This window comes from Sphingobacterium ginsenosidimutans (assembly GCF_039536865.1).
Classification (GTDB): domain Bacteria; phylum Bacteroidota; class Bacteroidia; order Sphingobacteriales; family Sphingobacteriaceae; genus Sphingobacterium; species Sphingobacterium detergens.
On sequence record NZ_BAAAZK010000008.1, the window covers coordinates 513,481 to 535,733 of the forward strand.

General features: G+C 41.2%; 16 protein-coding genes. 5 read left to right on the plus strand and 11 right to left on the minus strand.

Annotation, left to right across the window (positions count from 1 at the left end; all coding sequences use genetic code 11):
* Positions 1-33: 33 nt before the first annotated feature.
* The 3 genes from ABFX33_RS22485 to ABFX33_RS22495 form a co-directional block, all read right to left on the minus strand.
* Positions 34-750 carry a DUF4198 domain-containing protein gene (locus ABFX33_RS22485; RefSeq protein ID WP_346088404.1) on the minus strand — a complete coding sequence of 239 codons (717 nt, stop codon included), beginning with the start codon at positions 748-750 and terminating at the stop codon, positions 34-36.
* Between the two features lie 581 nt (positions 751-1,331).
* Positions 1,332-2,138 carry an MBL fold metallo-hydrolase gene (locus tag ABFX33_RS22490; RefSeq protein ID WP_257096589.1) on the minus strand — a complete coding sequence of 269 codons (807 nt, stop codon included), beginning with the start codon at positions 2,136-2,138 and terminating at the stop codon, positions 1,332-1,334.
* A gap of 74 nt (positions 2,139-2,212) precedes the next feature.
* Entirely contained in the window at positions 2,213-3,640 is a 1,428-nt protein-coding gene (locus ABFX33_RS22495; RefSeq protein ID WP_346088407.1) for an L-serine ammonia-lyase, read from the minus strand.
* 215 nt (positions 3,641-3,855) lie between these two features.
* Here ABFX33_RS22495 and ABFX33_RS22500 point away from each other — a divergent pair, with 215 nt between their 5' ends.
* Positions 3,856-5,403 (plus strand): glycoside hydrolase family 10-like protein, encoded by a 1,548-nt coding sequence (locus ABFX33_RS22500; RefSeq protein WP_346088409.1) that lies wholly within the window; start codon positions 3,856-3,858, stop codon positions 5,401-5,403.
* A 118-nt stretch (positions 5,404-5,521) separates the two neighbouring features.
* Here the strand turns inward: ABFX33_RS22500 and ABFX33_RS22505 are convergent, their stop codons facing one another.
* Together ABFX33_RS22505 and ABFX33_RS22510 are read right to left on the minus strand one after the other, a co-directional pair.
* Positions 5,522-7,228 carry a glycoside hydrolase family 3 protein gene (locus tag ABFX33_RS22505; protein ID WP_346088411.1) on the minus strand — a complete coding sequence of 569 codons (1,707 nt, stop codon included), beginning with the start codon at positions 7,226-7,228 and terminating at the stop codon, positions 5,522-5,524.
* Between the two features lie 370 nt (positions 7,229-7,598).
* Complete coding sequence (locus ABFX33_RS22510; protein ID WP_223581494.1) at positions 7,599-8,141, minus strand: TetR/AcrR family transcriptional regulator; 543 nt, start codon at positions 8,139-8,141, stop codon at positions 7,599-7,601.
* A 176-nt stretch (positions 8,142-8,317) separates the two neighbouring features.
* Between ABFX33_RS22510 and ABFX33_RS22515 the strand changes: the two genes are divergently transcribed.
* On the plus strand, positions 8,318-11,059 hold the full coding sequence (locus tag ABFX33_RS22515) for a TonB-dependent receptor (RefSeq protein ID WP_346088413.1): 2,742 nt from the start codon (positions 8,318-8,320) through the stop codon (positions 11,057-11,059).
* Positions 11,060-11,084: 25 nt separating this feature from the next.
* Here ABFX33_RS22515 and ABFX33_RS22520 read toward each other — a convergent pair whose 3' ends face one another.
* Positions 11,085-11,759, minus strand: coding sequence for a response regulator transcription factor (locus ABFX33_RS22520; protein ID WP_346088415.1), 675 nt, complete (start codon positions 11,757-11,759; stop codon positions 11,085-11,087).
* Between the two features lie 67 nt (positions 11,760-11,826).
* Positions 11,827-13,260, minus strand: coding sequence for a sensor histidine kinase (locus tag ABFX33_RS22525; protein ID WP_346088416.1), 1,434 nt, complete (start codon positions 13,258-13,260; stop codon positions 11,827-11,829).
* A 119-nt stretch (positions 13,261-13,379) separates the two neighbouring features.
* Between ABFX33_RS22525 and ABFX33_RS22530 the strand changes: the two genes are divergently transcribed.
* Positions 13,380-14,789 (plus strand): DUF4270 family protein, encoded by a 1,410-nt coding sequence (locus ABFX33_RS22530; RefSeq protein ID WP_346088418.1) that lies wholly within the window; start codon positions 13,380-13,382, stop codon positions 14,787-14,789.
* Between the two features lie 3 nt (positions 14,790-14,792).
* The gene (locus ABFX33_RS22535; RefSeq protein ID WP_346088420.1) at positions 14,793-15,830 is read left to right on the plus strand and encodes a Kelch repeat-containing protein; all 1,038 of its coding nucleotides are present in this window, start codon (positions 14,793-14,795) and stop codon (positions 15,828-15,830) included.
* A gap of 580 nt (positions 15,831-16,410) precedes the next feature.
* Here ABFX33_RS22535 and ABFX33_RS22540 read toward each other — a convergent pair.
* The 3 genes from ABFX33_RS22540 to dnaG form a co-directional block, all read right to left on the minus strand.
* A complete protein-coding gene (locus ABFX33_RS22540; RefSeq protein ID WP_120260380.1) occupies positions 16,411-17,439 on the minus strand; it encodes a glutaminyl-peptide cyclotransferase in 1,029 nt (342 codons plus the stop codon).
* A gap of 183 nt (positions 17,440-17,622) precedes the next feature.
* The gene (locus ABFX33_RS22545; protein WP_257096547.1) at positions 17,623-17,979 is read right to left on the minus strand and encodes a YraN family protein; all 357 of its coding nucleotides are present in this window, start codon (positions 17,977-17,979) and stop codon (positions 17,623-17,625) included.
* Positions 17,980-17,989: 10 nt separating this feature from the next.
* Positions 17,990-19,993 carry a DNA primase gene (gene dnaG / locus ABFX33_RS22550; protein WP_346088423.1) on the minus strand — a complete coding sequence of 668 codons (2,004 nt, stop codon included), beginning with the start codon at positions 19,991-19,993 and terminating at the stop codon, positions 17,990-17,992.
* Between the two features lie 308 nt (positions 19,994-20,301).
* Between dnaG and ABFX33_RS22555 the strand changes: the two genes are divergently transcribed.
* Positions 20,302-21,687, plus strand: a complete 1,386-nt coding sequence (locus ABFX33_RS22555) for a nucleotide sugar dehydrogenase (RefSeq protein WP_346088425.1) — start codon at positions 20,302-20,304, stop codon at positions 21,685-21,687.
* Between the two features lie 139 nt (positions 21,688-21,826).
* Here ABFX33_RS22555 and ABFX33_RS22560 read toward each other — a convergent pair whose 3' ends face one another.
* Positions 21,827-22,147 carry a hypothetical protein gene (locus ABFX33_RS22560; protein WP_257096544.1) on the minus strand — a complete coding sequence of 107 codons (321 nt, stop codon included), beginning with the start codon at positions 22,145-22,147 and terminating at the stop codon, positions 21,827-21,829.
* Positions 22,148-22,253 lie beyond the last annotated feature (106 nt).

Genomic DNA, 22,253 nt, shown 5'->3' on the forward strand with positions numbered 1-22,253 from the left:
AAATGAATCCATCTACGTTGTAGGTATCAATTTTTATTTTACTGCAAAAAAGGTTGTACTTCCCTGCCAAGACGATGCATAGGGTTTTCCCTCATGCTCACCTGCTTTTTCGACAAATGTACTTGCTTCGAGTACATAAGCTCCAGCCCAAAGGGCATCGAAGGTAACAACACCATTGGCATCAGCTACAAATTCTTTTCCCCAGCCTGTGGACGAGAAAACAGATACTTTCGCATTTGGAACTACTTTTCCTTCGCTGGTTATCTTAGCCTGTAAGCTAGCGCCTTTTTTTGCATTTGCTGAATTGAGCAACTCAACCTGTAATGGATTTTTTAATGCACTGTAGTCCAATTTGCTTGATTTGCCAATGACAACGGGCATTAGTGAAGAAAACTCATATTTTGTCTGGCCACCCAGATCTTTAGGTGCCTTTACGATCGATAAAAAGTAAGTTCCTTGCTCAGTCGGTTGGAATGAACCGCTGAAATGATCTCCTTTATTGGTCAATTGTACTTTAACAGGGGCTTTTCCCGGAACATACAATAACAAGGTGAAATCCTTCACATCAGAATACCATTTTTCAATCTGATCTCTTTCATTGGTAACATATTCACCATAATAGACTTTTACATCATGCGACTGATTGACTGTACCATGAGGAGCGGATTCTATCCAAAGTGCGTGAGCGGAACTGCTGTTACAGTAAAACAATACTGTAAGGAATGCAAAGAGTGATGTCAAAATTTTCATAATATGTTGATTGATGCGTATAGTTTTTCAACTTATTATGGAGGAGCTCGCAGGTTAAAAAAACAAACCGGTTAACAAATAAAACCGCAAATTTCGTTATCTTGCAAGTTCTTCCATATCCTATATCGGAAGCAACTGGAGCAGCGAGCTGCTTCAGTCAACTAGAGACAGTTGCCGCTGTCTGTAGCTTTTCGCCATGTGATAGATTGCCGTCTATCGCATGGTGTTTTTGTCTTTAATTAGACCAGCAAATTCTTGTTAAATAATTTAGACTGATTAAAAACAAAGCAAATATAAAAGGAATTATTTGGATATCAACTAAATTTTAATTTTTTCGCTTCTGGAGTTTTCTATGATTTTTTTACGAAATCCAATTGTAAAATAAGAACTTACAAGATCTTGATTAATTAAATCAGCCGGACGGTTTCTTTAGTTGATTCCATGAGGGCGCCCCATAGCGGATCGATATCAGCAAAAAAGGTAGAGTGATCGTTGATTTTATCAGGAGTCGTGGTGAGTTTATTCGGACTGGTGATCGACTATATGAGGAGCGGTTGCTTTACTAGAAGCAGCCTTCTTAATTATCCCAAACAGGCCGTCGGTGATGAGACCGTTTGTTTATTTAAGATCTGGGTAATATCAAACAATTCCGTTTCTTGATAACGTGTAGCCACATGAAGTTTGATACGCTCACAATGGGGCTCAAATGTCGCATGAACAAGATCAACCGTATTATTTTCACCAGAAAGGTGTGTTAAGATCAGATGTTTGAGACGATCGGTTTTATATTGATTGAATAATTCAACCGCAACACGATTGGAAAGATGCCCCCATCCGCTGCTGATCCTATTCTTCAAAAAATAGGAATATCTTCCCGTATGCAACATATCCTCATCGTAATTGGATTCCAGCAAGAGAATATCCGAATGTTGGATCACATGTTGCACATTTTCACAGGGCCGCCCAATATCGGTCAGCACACCGATATTATGAACGCCATCGGAGACAAGGAAACTACAGGGTTCTTTTGCATCATGATATTTGGGGATGCCATAAATTTTAAGTCCTCCTATTTCGACCTCCTCATTGGGCGCAATGATATTGACCAGGTGGGATGGTAGATGTAGTCTGGATCCTTCATAACTTCCCTTCGTGATATATACGGGCAGATTGTATTTTTTTGCAAAAACAGACAATCCGCGGATATGATCGGAGTGTTCGTGCGTAATGAAAATTGCTTTAATCTGGGTCGGAATAATCCCGAGATTATACATCCGGAGATGAATATGTTTACTGTTGATACCAGCATCAATTAAGATCGCCGAATCATCTTTGGCGATATAATAACAGTTTCCATTACTTCCGGAGGCGATTGCACAATATTTCATTCGCGTATACTAATTATGAGTATATATATTCTACTGCAGCAAAGATACAAAAAACAAGAAGACTCAGTTGAACCTTAACATTCCGGCAAACTCAATGGAATATTGACTGCCAAGCCGCCATCTGCAGTTTCTTTATATTTGGCATTCATATCCAAAGCGGTCTCCCACATGGTTTTGACCACGGTATCCAAGCTTACTTTGGCTTTGTCAGGATTTGACTGTAAAGCCAGCTGCGCTGCTGTAATCGCTTTTATCGCCCCCATAGTATTGCGTTCGATACAAGGGATCTGTACCAGTCCTCCGATCGGATCGCAGGTCAATCCGAGATGGTGTTCCATGGCGATCTCCGCTGCCATCAGCACCTGCCGTTGTGATCCGCCCAGCACTTCTGTCAGCGCACCGGCAGCCATTGCTGAGGATACCCCAATTTCGGCCTGACAGCCACCCATGGCAGCTGAAATAGTCGCATTCTTTTTAAAGATGGATCCGATCTCCGAAGCTGTTAGGATAAACTGCACAATTCTATTTTCCCGCATACCGTCATGGAAAGTAATATAATACTGCAAAACGGCTGGTATAACCCCCGAAGCGCCATTGGTAGGAGCGGTAACAACACGTCCAAAAGAAGCATTTTCTTCATTGACAGCAAGCGCAAAGCAGCTTACCCAGTCCAGGATATATTGAAAATTCTGTCCACCTTCACGAATTGCCGTTATCCATGATTCATAATCTTGGTAGCTACGCCCCTGCATCAATTTTTTATTTAATTTCGCAGCCCTGCGTTCCACATTCAAGCCTCCGGGCAGTGTACCACCCGTGTGACAGCCACGATAGATACACTCATAGATCGTCTTATAGATATTCAGGACTCCGGCAACAGTTTCACTTTCCTCCCGCCATGCACACTCATTTTCAAGCACAAGCTCTGATATCTTCAAGCCTGTTTTCATCGTCCAGTGTAGCAGCTCCTGTGCGGTATCCACCGGAAAAGGAAGATCCACTTCAGATAATACACTCTCGGTATCATTTTCCTGAACGACAAATCCACCACCGATTGAATAATAGGTTTCCGTAATGGCTTTACCACTTGACAGGAAAGCCTGAAAAGTAACGGCATTTGGATGGAAGGGTAAACTCTCCGTGTACAAAAACAGGAGGTCTTCCTGATAGGAGAATGGGATCGTGCGCTCACCTGCAACCTCCAGTTCGCCTACCGCTTTGATATGCGCTACTTTTGGTGTCACCTGATCTACATCGAAGGTAACTGGATCATCGCCACTCAGTCCAAGCAGAACAGCGATATCTGTACCGTGTCCAGCACCGGTCTTGGCTAAAGATCCATAAAGCAAAATCTTGACCTGCTCGACCTCATTCAATACACCTTTTATCTTGAGGACATGGGTAAATTGCTGGGCTGCACGCCAAGGACCTAAGGTATGCGAACTGGATGGTCCGATACCAATCTTAAACATATCAAAAACGGATATTTGTTCTTTGCTCATAATCTTTATTGTTGCGGTTAGCTCGCTTTTCATAGCTTTTGTGAAAACCGCATCTAAATTAGCACAAATAAGTGTACAATGTTACCTGTATTTGCATTATTATCAATTTGAAAACCAAGCTGACATTCTTTTAACAAGTATCCAACAAACATCTTACATTTTTTAGGGAAAAAGTAAGAAATGCTTCCCTATCTTTGTTGGCTACAATTTATAGAATGACGGGAAAAACATATTTATATTCTTTTTTTGCCTTTTTTATCTGTTTATTTTCGATCAGAACATATTCCCAACAAATACCTAAGCGAGAGTTTCGTGGTGTATGGGTTGCAACCATAGGTAATATAGATTGGCCTTCGGTCAGAGCGGGCAATAATGTTGCCCAGCAAAAGCAGGAATTTATAGACCTCCTGGACCAGCACCGTAGTGCGGGTCTAAATGCAATCATCCTACAGGTGCGGCCTGCAGCAGATGCTTTTTATGGCAAAGGTCGTGAGCCCTGGAGCAGATACCTGACAGGAAAGCAAGGGTTAGCCCCGTCGCCATTTTATGATCCTTTAGAATTTGCCATTGAGGAAGCACATAAAAGAGGCATGGAACTTCATGCCTGGTTCAATCCCTATCGGGCCTCAACCACCTTGAATCCCGCACATTTCTCAGAGGACCATATTACCAAACGTCACCCGGAATGGTTCTTTACATACGCAGGAAAAAAGCTTTTCAACCCAGGGCTACCCGATGTCCGTAAATATATCATCGATGTCATTATGGATGTTGTCAAGAATTACGATGTGGATGGTATCCATTTTGACGATTATTTTTACCCTTATCCCGATAGCCGGAGTACATCCGTCCCGGATCAGCTGACTTTTGCCCAGTATAATAATGGCATTGAAAATATTGAAGACTGGCGACGCAATAATGTGAACATGCTCGTGCGTGACCTCGGCATTGCGATCAAAAGGATAAAACCTTATGTCAAATATGGAATCAGTCCATGCGGTGTATGGGATAATAAGGAAAACAATAGTATTGGCTCGGAAACACGTGGGCTAAGTGCCTATCGTGAGCTCTATGCAGATGGTGTAAAATGGATGCAGGAAGGCTGGATCGACTATATCAATCCACAGATTTACTTTCCATTTAAAAACCGCGCAGCGGCATATGAGGTTCTGGTATCCTGGTGGCAACGCCATACCTATGGTCGGCATTTTTATGTGGGACATGGAGCTTACCGTGTAACAGAAAATAAAACCGGATGGACCGACAAAAGTCAGATCCCTCGACAGGTACGCCACCTACGCGAAGAACATGATGTAGAAGGAAGTATTTATTTCAGTTCCAAATCGCTCATGGACAATTTGGCCGGATTACAGGACTCCATGCGAAATGACCTGTATCGTAGCCCTGCTTTACCCCCGACAATGCCTTGGCTGGACAGCATTCCACCAAACGCTCCTTTCGGCTTGCTGGTAAAATCATCCGCCAACGGAAAAATGAATACACTTTTTTGGCAGAAACCGGATGTAGCCAGTGACGGTCAATCGGCCTATGGTTATGTCGTCTATCGATTTGTCGTAGGTGAGCACGTCAATATCAAAGATCCAAGCAAAATTATCTTTATCACATACGATGCCGATAAACTCCAATATACAGATGATGACATCAAACAGAATCAACGTTATAAATATGTCGTCACTGCAATAGACCGGCTGAAAAATGAGAGTCGTCCTTCTGACAGTCGGGAGGAAGATGAGGAGAGCTAATCTTCGTCTGCAAGATTGGCATTGATAAAAAAATAAGAAGAGCCCTCCCGGATCGCTGTGCTGATGGCAGCAGCGCGATCCAGGAGGGCTCTTTTATTGGTGTGATTTTATAGCGACCTTATTTGCCCTGTCCGTACTTGAATTTTTTATTGATGGTAACAGGCAACTTTCCTTTAGGAACATTTTGTCCCAATATTGTTTTGGCAGCAGCTAGCTGCATAAAAGCATCATTTTGATAAGCGAGCAAAATTGTCTTCGCTTTCTTGGATGCTTCTACGCCATCTAATGCATATACATTTGTAAATAGGGTCAAGATGGATTTCTTTGCAAACTTCTTCATCAGGTCCTGTACATTTTCATTCAATTGCATTGTAGGGCGTGGGCGTAACCGCGTATCGTGTACAGCGATGATGTATTGCTTGTTTTTCTTGATTTCTTTCACAAGACGTTTCATATCATCTTTGCTCAAGCTGTCTGGCACAAAATATTGTGTTTCGTTGGTCAATCCCGACGCCAGTTCGTTCTGGAATGTTTGATTGGCAGCAACACCGACATTGATAATCGCTGTAGGTAGATCCTTTTTAAAGGATTTTAATTTTTCGGTGCTGTTGAGGGCTGTAATAGCAGCATTGGACAATTCATCAATCAGCTGAACTGCAGACGCTCTATGTAAATCGGCATACAGATTCTGCTGCGGGGTTGCCTGGTATTTGTCTAGGCCCAACCAGAGTTTAGCAGCCAATACTCTTTTCACGCGTGCATCAATATCTGCCTGTGAGATCCGACCCGATTCAATAGCTTTCAGAATAAGGTCAATGGCGCGTTTACTATTTTCGGATACCTCAAGGAGATCGTGTCCGGCAATGATTGCCTGAACATCGGCCTCACCATTCGGGAAGAATTTTTTGACGCCTTTCATGTCCATTGCGTCAGTCACTGTTAAGCCCTTAAAGCCAAGTTCATTCCGTAAGAGATCTGTAACAACCTTTTTAGAAATAGAGGATGGCATATTCGGGGTATCATCCAAGACAGGGATATTCATATGCGCAACCATAACCGCTGGCGCACCGGCTTTAATAAGTTCTTTGAAAGGGTACAGTTCCAGCGTATCCAATCTGGTTTTATCAAAAGGAAGCTTAGGCAGGTCATGGTGTGAATCTACATCGGTGTCACCGTGTCCCGGGAAGTGCTTAATGGAAGCCAAGATACCGCCATCCACCATACCGTCCATATAGGCTTTTGCTTTTTTGGTGACATTATATTTATTGTCGCCAAAAGAACGAATACCTATGACCGGATTTTTTGGGTTGTTATTGATGTCCACATCTGGTGCAAAATTGAAATGCATACCGATACGATGAAAATCCAGCGCAACCTCACGTCCCATGCGGTAGATCAATTGATTGTCCTGCACAGCACCGAGCGTCATCTGATAAGGGAATGACAACGTAGAATCCGGCATACGCATACCAAGCCCCCATTCTCCATCAAAAGTGATCATTAAGGGCACTTTAGATAAAGACTGATAACGATTGAACATGTCCGCATGGCGCACGGGACCGCCCTGAAAAACCACAAGACCACCCAGATGTTCATCCTGAACAACCTGTGCAACGGAATCAATATATTTCTGACCTAGATTAGTATGTGCCCTTACGAGGAACAACTGGGCCACTTTTTCTTTTGGCGTCAAGGTATTAAACACAGCATCTACCCAATCATGCTGGGAATTGATGTATTTTACAAAATCTTTCTTGTCCTGTGCCTTCGCAAATGATAGCGCACTGGCCAACGCCAATAGGCCCAGACTGAATTTTTTGAACATAAATTAGTTTGTATAATGTCTTAAATAGAATACTAATAACGTTATTATTTTGGATAATATGAAATTGTTTTTGCAACAATTTTATTAAAACATGCAACAAGACGCATTTCAAGCGCAACAAAGGGGAATATAAGGATACAATACCTGAGAAGTACTGCCGAATGTACCTATTGTCTATCGTTGATTTTGCCGGGAACCGATTTCGGGATGAATCTGGTGATGGATTTGATTAGCTAATGAACGTCAGTTATGGCTAAGTCTCTGCAATAAGCTTAAGCAAGCCCAAAATACCCAAGAGTAAAAACAAACGAAGTATCAGCTGTAAGCTTAAACAACGAGAATCTAAATACTAGATACTCAATACTATAATCTAAATCAAATTATACTTTTTCTCCAGAAACAGCGTCAATTCCATAACATGCTCCAATTCGCCAATAGCTTCCTTTTTCCAAAATGAATCAATGATCAAGAGGAGGAATTGCGTTTCCAATTCAGGATTTTCATAGCCCAGTTCTTCAAAAGCACGATGGATAATCGGCTGCACTGGTTTCATGAACTGCTCATGTTGTTGTTTGGAGAACGGGTGGTGGGACAGGCGCTCCTGTAATTTCCAGAATATGGGTTCAGCACTGACCAACTTATTGGGAAGGTTGATCATGGTACGTAAAAAGTCTTTGGGTTCACGATAGGTCATCATCCCACGGTGATGGGTCAGGACCTTGCGATATCCGGATTTGATCAAATAGACCAAGAGTGCGTCTTTGTTACCAAAATGTTTGAATATCAAAGCCTCAGAAACGCCAGCGTTCTGCGCTATTGTTTTGGTAGACGTATTGGTATAGCCCTGGTCTGAAAAAAGCAGCAATGCTTCTTTCATAATACGCTCTTTTCTACTCAAAACACTTTCTTTCATATACTATGCCGTTCAGTTGATTTCTAATTCTACTGCAAATATATCTAATCTTTCCATTCAGTTAGGATTATTGTAACTAAAATGATAGTAATTCGTATCAAATAGTCGCATAAATTTGACAAATAAAAAAATAGAACCAACACCCGCGCCTAAAACCACGCAGACAACATCAACCAATGAAAATCAAAACCTGGACAACTGTTATCCTCTCGCTTAGTTTAATGCTGTTAAAAATGAATGCTTTTGCCCAGCAGTATATCTCGGGGAAGCTCATGGATAGCAACGGTTCAAAACCTATTTCAGGTGCCAGTGTTACGATCATTGCCTTAAAAGACTCCAGTAAGCTGCAAACACCAACGGATATCCTGGGCAAGTTTACCAGTGTCGCACTTCCCAATGGTGATTATCTGATTTCGGTACAGCCAATGGGCTATACGGCAGATATTCGGAAGATCAAATTAGCTGGTAAAACTGTGGAGGTAAACTTTAAGCTCAACAGCTCGGAGATCGTGCTGGACGAAATCAGCATCTCACCGACGAGTGTACAGGTGCGGGGCGATACCTTAGAATTTGATGCAAAAAAATATGTTACACCTGATTTTGCAGATGCCGACGAACTGGTCAAACAGATCCCGGGTGTAGAAATTGACGAAGATGGTAATGTAAAGGCGCAGGGGGAAGCCGTAAGTAAGATTATTATTGATGGTCGCGAATTTTTCAGCACCGATCCAAAAGTAGCCCTTAAAAACTTACCCGCGGATGTCATTGCCAAAGTTCAGCTTATTGATGACAAAACCGAACAAGCGAAATTCAGTGGATTTGATGATGGAAAACGCCTAAAAGTGATCAATATTGTCACCAAACCGGATAAAAGAAAATCTTACTTTGGCAAAATCAGTGGTGGAGCTGGTCCGGATGAGAAGTATGCGATCAATACGCAGGTCACCAAAATGAACCCAAAGCGCCAATATTCCATAGATATCAATACCAATAACGTCAATCAGCCCAATGGTTTTGCGCCACGAGGCAACACGCGCGGACGCACAGGACAGGGCGTCACAACACGATTCAATGCTGGATTCAACTATCTCGACCGTTTTTTTGCGGACCGGATGGATTTCAACGCCAATTATACCTACAACTATACCGACAATAATACCATCAGCCAAAACAAAACGGAATATACGGCAGGCAATAGGGCCAACCAGATCAACAATCAACAGCAATCTGGCAGCACCTACACAAACAATCACGCCTTCTCCCTGCGGGCGAACTGGAAAATAGATTCTATTCAAAAGCTGGACATACAACCCAATTTTTCCTACCAGAGCAACAATAGGCATAGCAGCTCGCTGGGCAGTACCTTATTAAACCTGAGCGAAATGCTCAACCAATCCAACAGGAACAACAGCAGTTTTGGCGAAAATTTCAACTGGGGTGGCGATCTGACTTATATGCGTAGGCTAAACAAACCGGGACGAACTATTAGTGTCAATTTTAATGGTTCTTTCAGCACAAACAAGGGGAATGCTGCAAACTATGCCTTGAATACCTATTATAGGAACGGGGAGTTTAGTCGAATTGACACCACAAACAATCGTAATTACTCAAATGGCGACAACAATGGCTTTCGCTCAAAAATCGCCTATACCGAGATGCTGGATAAATATTCCCGTTTGCAGGGTAATTACACCTTCCGAAATACGGCTCGTTATTCTGACCGTAAAACGTATGAATTCCTAGCGGAAACAGAACAATTGGGCGAGTTGAAAAACCGTCTTTCGAATGAATTTCGCAATGACTTTGTTTACCATAGTGCTGGGGTATCCTATTTATTCAATAAAAAAGATAGTATACGATTTCAAATCGGATTGGATTATCAGACCGCCAATCAGTTAAATGACAAACTATTTCCAAACAAATTAAAAACAAGGAGTCATTTCAACAGTCTGCTGCCAAACTTGAATTTCCAATATAACTTCAACAAGGAAACACGTATTGAATTGCGCTATAATGCCAAAACGAATACGCCTGCCATTGAGCAGTTACAGGATTTTATCGATAATCAGAACCCACTACGTATTACTTCGGGCAACCCAAACCTAAAACAGGAATATGACCACAACCTGGTTATGCAGTTTAGGTCTATCAATAAGGCTTCTGGTCGAAGCTTTACATCAGATTTTACGGCAGATTTTATTCAGGATAAGATTTCAAATACCATCTTTACAACCGATTCAGCATTTACCATTGAGAACGATGTCGTACTGGGGCCGGGAGGGCAATATATCAAACCCGAGAATTTTGATGGTGTCTACAACCTAAAGTGGCACAATAGCCTTGGTTATCGTATAGAACCCTTAAAGCTCAATATCAACCTAAATAATAATCTATATTTCAATCAAAACTACACCTTGTTGAATCTGGAAAAAGTAGATGCAAAAACATATGGTATGAGTCAACGCGTTGGCGTGAACACAGCGTTCAGTAAGGAACTGATCATCGGATTGGATTATAATGGAAATTTATCCTATTCAAAAAATTCGGCAACTGAAAAATCCAATTATTCTGTTTATAAACATACCATCAGCAATTCCATTGCGTTGACATTATTGCAAAGCTGGACCCTAAATTCGACGTTCAATTACTTATATAACGGAAGTATCCTCAACGCACCCAGTACAACGAGTTTATTGTGGAATGTTTCCGTCGGCAAGAAGCTGTTCAAAAAGAGAAATGCAGAGATCAACCTAACGGTTTTTGATATTTTTAATGACAATAAAAACGTCAATCAACAGGTCAACGACCTTTGGGTACGTGTATCCCAATCCAATGCAATTACCCGATATGCCATCTTGAGTTTTACCTATCATATACGGGGTATGGGCGGGAAGGCTAATCGAATGCGAAAAGAATAAAAAATCTCCACGTGGAACACCGTCATCAATCCACTGTAAGCATATAGCCGACCCCGCGTATATTGGTAATTTTGATCCTTGGGTCCTGGCTTAAATACTTCCGTATACGGCTAATAAATACATCCAGGCTTCGTCCTGTAAAGTACTTATCATGGCTCCAATAAGCACGCATGATCTCTTCTCTAGCGATTACCTTATCTTTCTGTTCGTAGAGCTTACGGAGGAGTTCACTTTCACGAAAAGACAACTTGAGCATTTCCTCCTGATAAATCAGCTGGTGCTTTAAACTGTCCAGTGTATAATCACCGATCATCAGCTTCTGTCCAAAGAGCATTTTGGGGCTATTCTTTAACAGGGACTCGATCCGTACGACCAATTCTTCGATTTTAAACGGTTTTTTGACATAGTCATCTCCCCCGAGACGAAATCCCCGGACCACATCTTCTGTCTGCACTTTCGCTGTTAAGAAGATAATGGGAAGCAAGGAGTCCATCTCGCGGATTTTTGCCGCCAAGGTGAACCCATCCATGACAGGCATCATCACATCTACGACCATTATATCCGGTTTCGCTATGCTAAAAGAGTCCAAGGCCTCCTGCCCATTGTTGCAGTGTACGACATGAAAACCATTAGCCTCCAGACTATCTGCAACAATCATCGCCAGACTCGGTTCGTCCTCTACGTATAAAATATTAATCATAATTCCTGTAGTTCAATAATAATGCTTTTTCTATACTAATGTTATGTTGAAGATAGCTTTCTTTAGGTTAATATGGTAACCTGATCATAAAAGTACTCCCTTTTTCCAGCTCACTCGCTACACTGATCTTGCCCTCATGGCGTTTGACAACCTGCTTGACATAAGCAAGCCCCAGTCCAAAACCTTTCACATCATGTAAGTTGCCCGAAGGTACCCTAAAAAACATATCGAAGATCTGCTGATGGTATTCGGCTGCAATACCTTTGCCATTATCCGTAATATGGATCTGGACATGCTCCTTAGCCCCTATTATTTCGACTTTAATCTTAACATGTGGTCCGGCATATTTAATGGCATTCTCCAATAGATTATTGATGACATTTTTCAGATGGGACTCATCTCCTTTGATCAGGATCGATCCAGGATCAGCAAAGAGCTCCACCTCTACTGTTTTTGTTTTATTAAGCTGAGCCACTTCAATCGCACTTGCCACCATCGCGATAATATCAAAATCCGATCGTTGCAATACTATTCCCCGAGAGGCGTCAATATCCATCTGCAAGACCTTTTCAATCATGCCGGAGAGGTGCTCAAGTTCCTTTTTAGAAATATCAAGGTAACGGTCCATCTTTACCTTATCTTCCCGCACTCCGTATAATTGTATGGCTTCAATCGCCGCCATTACGGTGGATACTGGAGTTTTCAATTCATGGGTCATATTGTCAACAAAGTTCTTTCGGAGCTCCGCCATTTTATTTTGTTTAAAAATGGTTTTCATCAGGTAAAAGAAGGTTCCTAACAAAAGACCTATCAACAGCAGCGAAATCAGTAACTGCCAGCTCAAGCTATACAGCAGGTATTTCCAATCCTCCTGAAATTTAACAACGAGGAATTCATTCTTTAGGGGGTTGACCATCATCGGTCTGGTCCAGGCCAGGTTCTTTTCCCGATATTCGCGACGCACGTCTTTTACCTGTTCACGTGGAATCGTCACGATACTCAGCTCATAGGGTACCGAAATGCTTTTATTGCTCAGTGATTCTTTGAATTTATTGTCGATCTGGTCTAGATTCGTTTTATTCATTTCAAAATCACGGAACAAAAAGGGCGGAATAATAGCATTCTGATGATCACGATCTTTGGAATACATTTTACCTTTTCGATCGGGATCACCTCGAAAAGCGTGTTCTTTGTGTGGCTGGCGGGCACGTACCCTTTGCAAGGCCTCATCAAGCACCGTCTCCGGTACCGCAGGTAGAAGTTCTTTTTTCACATCGTTGAGCAGTTGATCTCTTTCGGTCTCAGGCCCATCCAATCGTTGATCACCATTTTCCGCCTGGTATACCTCCTGTACCGCATTAAAGAGCGACCGCTCAGCTGTGGAAAGAAAAAGATCTCGCCGATTGGTATAACTTCCGTAAAGCCAGATCCCCAGCACAACGGTGATTCCTGTGCCTATTAAAACGATCAAGCTGATCAGCAATTTAAATCTTCTACCCATAATGAAAACAAATTTAAATTACTAGATTTGCAATCGCTGTGGTAATTAACCATATTTAACAAAATATAACACTGATTAACAGTAAGCATTGATTACTTTTGCACTATTCAAAAATTAATATGATCAAAAACTTTAAGAGACGTAGTATACAATTTTTACTTCCACTTTTTACGTTGGCAGCTTTTGTCGGTTGTAATAAAGACATTTCACTTTCTTTGGATAACTCAAGAGATGAAACGATTGGCGTAGTACCAATTGATACTGTTTCCGTGAAAGTTTCCACTTACCAATTGGATCCTCTTCCAACTTCAAATACGGGTACGATTCTGGTAGGAAAAAATAGCAATGCTGTCACTGGTACTGTCAAGTCAACTTCTTATATGCGTTTGGGAATTGGTACAATAAACAGTACCGCCATTCCAGATGATGCGGTATTGGATTCTGTGTCTTTGGTTCTAAGTCCGAACAAATACTATTCTGGTGATACAACCAAAATGCAAAAAATCGCTGTTCATCGTGTTACGGATGATATCACCCTGACACCAATTGATCCGACACAGCCAACGACTGCACGACCATTTTATGTGACTGCAGCCAGTATATTCAGCAATAAGAAATTTGCTTATGAAAACACACCATTAGCAGAGCTGTCCTTTAACCCTCGTGTCAAAGCAACGGATTCATTGTTCTTTAAATTCAATAGTACCATTAGCAATGAACTTTTCAGATTGATCAAAGATGGTGATAACAAGATTCAAAATAACACGAGTTTTCAAGAATATTTCAAAGGGTTAGCGCTTGTTCCAGATAATAACAATACAGCGATTATCGGCTTTAAAGACACTGTTTTCCTACAGGTGCACTATTCTTTTGAAAACAATGAGGGAAACAAGACAAGAGGCAAGCAGTATTTTGCTATTGACAGCAAAACATACCAATATAACCAAATTGAGACAGATCGTTCGGCGACAAAGTTTGCATCGATGACGCTATCAAATCCGCAGATTGATGTTGAAAAAACCAACGGAAATACATTCTTAGAAGGTTCAAGTGGTGTTGTAGCGAAAATTGAGTTCCCTACGTTATTATCATTGGTCAATGATCCAACAATTTCAATCAATAAGGTGGAACTTGTCATTGAAGCAGAAAATAACCCGCTGGAAGGCTATGAGCAACCAAGTAATTTGGTCCTTATGGTCGCAAATAGCGAAGGGACGCCTATTAGTGCCTTAGCATCATTAGAGACTGCAAACGCGATGCAAGTGGCCCGATTGATTAAAATTGGAGACGCAAATGGTAAATACACCTTTAATTTGATTGATTATTTAAATAAAATTAAAACAACAGCATATAAAAACACTTCATTATATCTATCTTTACCCCCATTGCCAGTACCAGTTGGAACTGTAGGTGGGACTTCAGTAGCAATACCTCCACAGCTATCAAGTACAGCGAATCGGTTGATATTGGCAAAAGATGGTAATGATCCAAGAATTAAATTAAACATCCTTTATACTAAATTTCAATAATTTATGAACAAGAAAAATTGGCTACTCGTATTGTCAGCTTTTGTAGTTACAGTTACATCATTCTCTTCTTGTAAAAAAAGCAACGACAACACTGAAGATAAATCTACTGAGTGGTTTCAAAAAGCAGCTTACAAAGGTCCACAAACTTCCTCTGCAGCAAGTTTTGTAATAAAAAACATCGCTTATGTAACTACAGGTCAATCAAACAATGCAGGTAGCAAGCCTGTTAATCTAAAAAACACCTATGCTTATGATCCAGCATCCAACACGTGGAGCGAAAAAGATCCATTAGCGGATAATAACGCAGAAAGCAGTGGTCGTCGTGGTGCAATTGCTTTTGCTATCGGAGATTTTGGTTATGTAGGTGGCGGTAATGATGGCGCAAACTTCTTGAAAGATTTCTATAAATTTGACCCTTCAGCAGAAAAAGGAAAACAATGGACTAAAGTTGCTGATTTACCTATCGTATTAGCAAATGCTGTAGCATTTACTATCGGAGGAAAAGCCTATGTGGGTACAGGAGAGACAACGATTGCAAATGGTACTTCCTTTACCAATCAGTTTTTCAAATATGACCCAGATTTAAATAAATGGGAAGCCATTCCTGATGCTCCATTTACAGCTAAGAGAAAAGGTGCTTTTGTATTTGTATCGGGTAATGCCGCATATGTTGGCGGCGGAGTTTCCAATGGTGGTTACCCCGCAGATTTTTACAAATTTGATGGTAGCAAATGGACACAATTAGCAGATCTAAACAGAAACGATGGCACATATAGTTATGATATGACTCGTTCTAATGCTGCTGCTTTCGTTATCGGCAATAGTGGTTTCTTAGCTGGTGGATTAAAAGGGACTGCAATAAGTTCAGTTGTGAAATATAATATCAGCGGCGACTATTGGACAAGTGACAATACAGCCCTTGGTGGTGGTGCAAGACAAGATGCTGTTGCTTACACAATCGGATCAACTGGTTATGTTGCTACAGGCCTAAATGGTACAACTCGTTTTGATGATAACTGGAGCTTTGTTCCTGTTTATTAATAACAAAATATAAATCAATAGAAAAGGGATGGAACATATGTTTCATCCCTTTTTTATAGTGTCTGTTTTTTTCTAAAAATGTCTGTTTTCTATTGGTCAGAAAGAACCTTCAGTTGATTTCATGGCTATTGATGCTTATAAGAGCATCAAGGTTTTATTGATTCTCGTTTTTTCATCAAGGTATCAATAAACTCACAGCCCTAGGTTTATTGGCCAAAAAGAACTTCAAGTTGATTTCCATTGTCGTTTGCGCTTGTGAAAGCAGGCAGGTTTTACGACAAGATCTGTCTTTGTTGGTTTCTGTCTGATCGCATTAGTTATAGAGGCCAAGATGTAAAGTAGTCCCTGCGATATAGCGTGGCGGCTACTTTTTAATGTTTGAAGGATCCATGCATCAATATCCTGCGTGCGACGAATTTATACGAGTTTGTGTTTCTCAGGAGGTCTATCCTGGACCAAGTCGCCTCGCATGAACGATCAATACCCTTTACATGATATTGGCGCTGTTAGACTCACAGTAAAAAGAAAAGCGATACCCAGGGACATCGCTTTTCTTTTTATGCATTTCGCTTAATACGCGCTATTTTTCTATTGCTTTGATTTCATACAGTGTATTCCACAACTTACCAGTTACGAACAAGCGTTTATTGGCCTGATCATAGGCAATTCCATTCAGCTCATTATCATAAGCTGAAGTATGTTCATAGATTCCGACCAGATTAATCCTACTCTCTACAGCACCTGTCTCTGGATTGATAATTGCGAGAACATCCTTTTGATAGACATTCGCGTAAACTTTTCCATCAATATACTCCAATTCATTCAATTGATCTACGGGACCATTCTCATCATATACACCAATTGAGCCCAACTCTTTACCAGTAACGGCATCCAGGAAAAACAATTTATTGGAGCCATCTGACTTGATCAAACGCTTTCCATCATAGGTAATCCCCCAGCCCTCTTTACTATTTTCGTATTTAAATGAGCTCTCTTTTGTAAATGAATTTTTATCAAAGACGTATCCCTCACCTTGCTGCCAGGTTAGCATAAACAATTTATTACCCACTAAAGTCATCCCTTCAGCGAAAGTTTTCTCATCGAATTTGATTTCCTTCAAGACCTTTCCAGTCGTCAGGTCTACTTTTCTAAGGTTAGACTCACCATATCGTCCATTTGACTCATACAATACACCATCGGCAAACTGAAGTCCTTGGGTAAATGCTGTGGTATCATGCGGGTATTTGTTGACAACCTGGAATCCATAGTTCTTTGCACTTGCAGGAACTACATAGAACGTGCTGGATACGGAATCGGACTTTCCGCCACTGTAGACTGTTGCGGAAATATTGCGTGTGCCATAGGCCATATCTTTGGTCTCTACAGTGATCGCTACAGTATCTGTAGAGGAACCCACATGTTTGTCGTCCACAAAGTAAGCGACAGAATCCATGGTAATTGCGTCAAATTTCAATTTTAATTGCACTTGACTGCCCTTTAAAACGGCTTGGTTTGCACCAGGTGACGCAAATTCCAAAGCAGATTTTTTCGATTTACAGGAAGCAAAAGCAAGTGTTGCAATCGCAATAAAATACGTGATTTTTTTCATCTATATAATCTATTTTTAAAGCTGATGAAACGATCGCATTTTTATAAAACAGTATGTTTGAATAAACCATGATCGTTTCATTTTTATAATACAAAAAGTCTGATTCAAAACCAGAAATTTGGTAATCTGATGACTTACACAGCCAAGATATTTCATTTCAGATCGAATAGCGCAATACTATTCTCAACTATCCCAAAATGCATCTTTAATATAAGTAAGTTTTGAATGCGTGTTATTCGTTACAGCTATCACATCAAATCTCACTTCACCACTATATGCATATTTTAATATATAGGCTTGCGCCGCCCGAATCAGTCGCCGTTGCTTGCGCACATCCACAAATTCATAAGGCTCACCAAAATCTGTCGTCGACCGTGTTTTCACCTCCACGAATACCAGGGTATCTCCATCCATGACGATCAAATCTACTTCTAAATTCTTAAATCGCCAATTTCTTAACATTATTTTATAGCCCATCTCGATCAGGTATTCCATGGCCAACTGTTCGCCCTGTATTCCTATTTCAAGATGCTTCGCCATATCATCTGGATCACTTTACAATTGTATTTCCCAAAAATCCCCCTAGAAGACGCTCCGCTTCTTTGAGTTTTTGATACTTAAAGATAAGCACTTCCAGATTAGCAACATCCTGTTCTTGCTTCATTTCCTCACGAATATGATGCATTTCCGCGCCTATCTTCTGCTTTTTTATCCGATAGATAGCCTCTACAACCAATTGTTTGAGATGCTCATACTCCTGAGTTACATAGATCTTGCGTTTGTCGTCATTCCAGTTTTCACTGAGTGAATATTTCGTCGCCACGCAATTGATCGCCAGTTCGGAAACTGCAGCATCCGCATGGGAATAAAACAATTTTGCATCGGGGATTTCATAATTTTCAGCAGCATCCCGATAAGCTTTCAGAATAAATGCAGCACCCTTATCTTTAAATTCGATATCGCTGATATTACCCAGCAAGACACCTGCAACTGGAATATCGCCATCCCCTTCCCAGGTCGCCAGGTAATCGCCGTAGTTGATCAGGATACGGACGATCTCACGCTCCTGCAGGATCTCAGCGGTCAGCTGTGTCGGTTGCTCTGTTGCTTCCATCGCTGGCAGGCCTCCACGCTCATCATCTGTCATAAAGAAATCAGGCGGTGGGCCATCCATTCCAAAAGGTGGCATCCCCGTATTTGCAGGGGTATTTTGAGCCTTGCGAGAGGCATCCTTATCAGCCTTTTTTGCCTTATTCAGCCTTATCTTGTTGAGCTCAGCAAGCAAAATACGTTCCTCAATATCCAATAAACTGCTACATTCCCGAATAAAAACAGAAACTTTAATCTCATCGGGAATCAAAGCAATACTCTCAACAACATCCCGTATTACTTCGGCCCTTTTGATCGGATCGTTGTTGGCATCGCGAAGTAAAATATTGGTCTTATAGAAAATAAAATCCTGCTGATGAGATTTCACGTAGTCCTTAAAGGCTGTGGCTCCATAGGTTTGCACATAGGAATCGGGATCATTCCCATCCGGGAAGAGCAATACCTTTACATTTAACCCTTCCTCCAGCAACATATCGGTACCACGTAATGAGGCTTTTATACCGGCTTCATCCCCATCATAGAGTATGGTTACATTTTTGGTAAATCTGGAAATCAATTTAATCTGACCTGTGGTCAGGGAAGTTCCCGAGGAAGAAACCACATTTTCAACACCGGCCTGATGTACAGATAGAACGTCCGCATAGCCCTCGACGAGATAGCAGTTGTCCTCTTCCATGATTGCCTTTTTGGCAAAATTCAACCCATAGAGTACATCTGACTTATGATAGATCTCACTTTCGGGCGAGTTCACATATTTGGCGACCTTCTTATCCGTTTTTAGCGTACGTCCACCAAACCCGATAATACGTCCGGTTAAATTATGGATCGGGAACATGACACGCCCCCTAAAGCGATCGTAGAGCGATTTATCGTCACGTTCAATAGCCAGTCCACTTGCAGCCAGGTAATCCGGATGGAAGCCCGCTTCCTGCGCCTTATCCACCAGTGCCGTCCACTCTTCGGGCGAATAACCCAGTTCGAATTTCTTGATGATATCTTCACGGTATCCCCGCTCTTTGAAATAGTTGAGTCCGATGACTTGCCCCATTTCACTTTTCCAGAGCTGTTCTACGAAAAATTTACCTGCCCAGGCACTCAAGACATACAGACTTTCTCTTTTATCCTGCGCAGCAAGCTGTGCTGGAGACCGCTCAACTTCTTCAATCTCAATGGAATATTTATCAGCCAGGTAACGAATCGCTTCGGGATAGGAGAACTTTTCCAGTTCCATCACAAATTTGAGGGAATCCCCCCCAACACCACAGCCAAAACATTTGTAGATACCTTTTGAGACAGAAACGTGGAATGAAGGTGTTTTTTCGTGGTGAAATGGACAGTTTCCGATCAACGAAGTACCACGCTTCTTTAAATCAACGAAGTCTCCCACCACTTCCTCTATGCGTGCCGTTTCCAGTACTTTGTCAATAACTTCTTGCTTTATCAAAATCGTGCTCCTATTTTTAATGTAAAATTAGTATAAATCTGATAGATTTTAGTCCCGATCCAATTATTTATACAGCCCCTTTGTTGTCTAAACAAACTGCTCAAAAAGAGATTTAACCCCAGCTAATCCGCCCACGTTAGTTCTTATACCTTTAGATTGAGCCAGACAAAGGCTTCGATGGAACCACTATGCTACAATAACGTCCTATTTTTATACTTTCGAAATGAAATATTGACTTTTATCGACAAAAAACAATTTCGAATTCTTTACATTTGTTGTTCAATTTATAGCTGATTAAGATAATCAAAATGAGTAAAACTATCAAGAAAATATGCTGTATAGGAGCTGGTTACGTGGGCGGTCCGACCATGTCGGTTGTTGCGAAACAATGTCCTCATATTGAGATCACCATTGTTGATATGAATGCCGAGCGTATTGCAGCCTGGAATGATGAAAACCTGGAAAACCTTCCTGTTTATGAACCAGGGCTCCAAGAAATCGTTGCTGAAGCGAGGGGACGCAATTTGTTTTTCTCAACCGATATCAACAAGGCTATTGATGAGGCCGATATGATTTTTATCTCGGTCAATACCCCAACCAAGAATTACGGAAAAGGAAAGGGGATGGCTGCGGATTTAAAATATATTGAGCTTTGTGCTCGTCAGATCGCGGCAGTCGCCAAAGACGATAAGATTGTTGTCGAAAAATCCACTCTTCCGGTACGTACAGCAGCGGCATTGAAAAGTATCCTTGATAATACCGGCAACGGTGTGAATTTTCATATTTTATCCAATCCGGAATTCCTCGCCGAAGGAACGGCAATACAGGATTTGATCAATCCGGACCGTGTACTTATCGGCGGTGAAAATGAAGAAGCAATTGCAGCATTAGTAGATATCTATGCACATTGGGTAGATCAAAGCAAAATCTTGACGACAAATCTATGGTCTTCCGAGCTTTCTAAATTGACCGCCAACGCTTTTCTGGCGCAACGGGTCTCTTCTATTAATTCGATCTCTGCTCTTTGTGAGAAAACGGGAGCCAATGTTGATGAGGTGTCCAAAGCTATTGGTATGGATACACGTATAGGCGCTAAATTTTTAAAGGCATCGGTTGGCTTCGGCGGGTCATGTTTTCAGAAAGACATCCTCAACCTCGTCTATATCGCACGCAGTTATGGGCTTACGGAAGTCGCTGAATACTGGGATCAGGTTATTTTAATGAATGATTATCAAAAGCAACGTTTTGCTGACAATATCATCCAGACATTGTACAATACCGTATCGGGAAAAAAGATTGCCTTTTTGGGCTGGGCATTTAAAAAAGATACCAATGATACCCGTGAATCCGCAGCGATCTACGTTGCCGATTATCTATTAAATGAGCAGGCAGAAATTACGGTGTACGATCCAAAAGTATCTGCGGAACGTATTTACGCTGACTTGGATTATCTGAACACGCGTTCATCGGAAGAAAATAGGCTCTTGGTCAAAGTTGTCAATACGCCTTATGAAGCCTGCGACGACGCACACGCTGTTGCCATATTAACAGAATGGGATGAATTCAAAAGCTATGACTGGAAGAAGATCAAAGATCAGATGAAGAAACCTGCCTTTGTATTTGATGGCCGGAAACTATTGAATCGAAAACAGCTTGAAGATCTCGATTTTAAATATTATGCGATAGGCGAATAACCGCATCACGAGATAAAGAAGAACCCTCAGTAGCTATCTGTATGTTCATACGGATATCACTGAGGGTTTTGTTTGTGCCTGTTGGCAACGCATAAGGAAAGAGAGATGAAACACAAGCGAAGCAACAGGACTTTTTATCTTAATTGTTTAACATGCCATAAAATTCATTCATGTAATACGATTCTTGTAAGGCATCCCTAAAGTTTTGCCATTGCTCTTCGTCAAACGAGAAAACAATATCAGGATAGGGCGTCTTCATAATCAAGCGAAATTCACCATCCGGGAATGAACTGAAGAAAAGTTCGTCGCCATTACTCTTAATGATGTTCAGAAAATCGAAAAACTTATTCTGTGTAAATGTCAGTACAAAATTTTGCTGCCAGATATAATATGTTCTGCACTTGTGGCAAACACTAATGTGGGTATCTCCGCGTTGACTTAGAATCTTGGTATCACACATACTATATACATTTATTTAGACTCATTATAAATAATATTCAAATGTAAGCATTGTTTTTAGAATAACAAGTATGAAAACAAAAAAAGGAGATATATTTTTATATATC

Excerpts from the sequence above, each read along its gene's own strand:
- ABFX33_RS22560 (WP_257096544.1), bottom strand. The coding sequence starts at position 22,147 with ATGTGTGATACCAAGATTCTAAGTCAACGCGGAGATACCCACATTAGT.
- ABFX33_RS22555 (WP_346088425.1), top strand. The coding sequence starts at position 20,302 with ATGAGTAAAACTATCAAGAAAATATGCTGTATAGGAGCTGGTTACGTG.
- ABFX33_RS22540 (WP_120260380.1), bottom strand. The coding sequence starts at position 17,439 with ATGAAAAAAATCACGTATTTTATTGCGATTGCAACACTTGCTTTTGCT.
- ABFX33_RS22500 (WP_346088409.1), top strand. The coding sequence starts at position 3,856 with ATGACGGGAAAAACATATTTATATTCTTTTTTTGCCTTTTTTATCTGT.
- ABFX33_RS22505 (WP_346088411.1), bottom strand. The coding sequence starts at position 7,228 with ATGTTCAAAAAATTCAGTCTGGGCCTATTGGCGTTGGCCAGTGCGCTA.
- ABFX33_RS22535 (WP_346088420.1), top strand. The coding sequence starts at position 14,793 with ATGAACAAGAAAAATTGGCTACTCGTATTGTCAGCTTTTGTAGTTACA.
- ABFX33_RS22530 (WP_346088418.1), top strand. The coding sequence starts at position 13,380 with ATGATCAAAAACTTTAAGAGACGTAGTATACAATTTTTACTTCCACTT.
- ABFX33_RS22545 (WP_257096547.1), bottom strand. The coding sequence starts at position 17,979 with ATGGCGAAGCATCTTGAAATAGGAATACAGGGCGAACAGTTGGCCATG.
- ABFX33_RS22495 (WP_346088407.1), bottom strand. The coding sequence starts at position 3,640 with ATGAGCAAAGAACAAATATCCGTTTTTGATATGTTTAAGATTGGTATC.
- ABFX33_RS22515 (WP_346088413.1), top strand. The coding sequence starts at position 8,318 with ATGAAAATCAAAACCTGGACAACTGTTATCCTCTCGCTTAGTTTAATG.
- ABFX33_RS22490 (WP_257096589.1), bottom strand. The coding sequence starts at position 2,138 with ATGAAATATTGTGCAATCGCCTCCGGAAGTAATGGAAACTGTTATTAT.
- ABFX33_RS22525 (WP_346088416.1), bottom strand. The coding sequence starts at position 13,260 with ATGGGTAGAAGATTTAAATTGCTGATCAGCTTGATCGTTTTAATAGGC.
- ABFX33_RS22485 (WP_346088404.1), bottom strand. The coding sequence starts at position 750 with ATGAAAATTTTGACATCACTCTTTGCATTCCTTACAGTATTGTTTTAC.
- ABFX33_RS22520 (WP_346088415.1), bottom strand. The coding sequence starts at position 11,759 with ATGATTAATATTTTATACGTAGAGGACGAACCGAGTCTGGCGATGATT.
- ABFX33_RS22510 (WP_223581494.1), bottom strand. The coding sequence starts at position 8,141 with ATGAAAGAAAGTGTTTTGAGTAGAAAAGAGCGTATTATGAAAGAAGCA.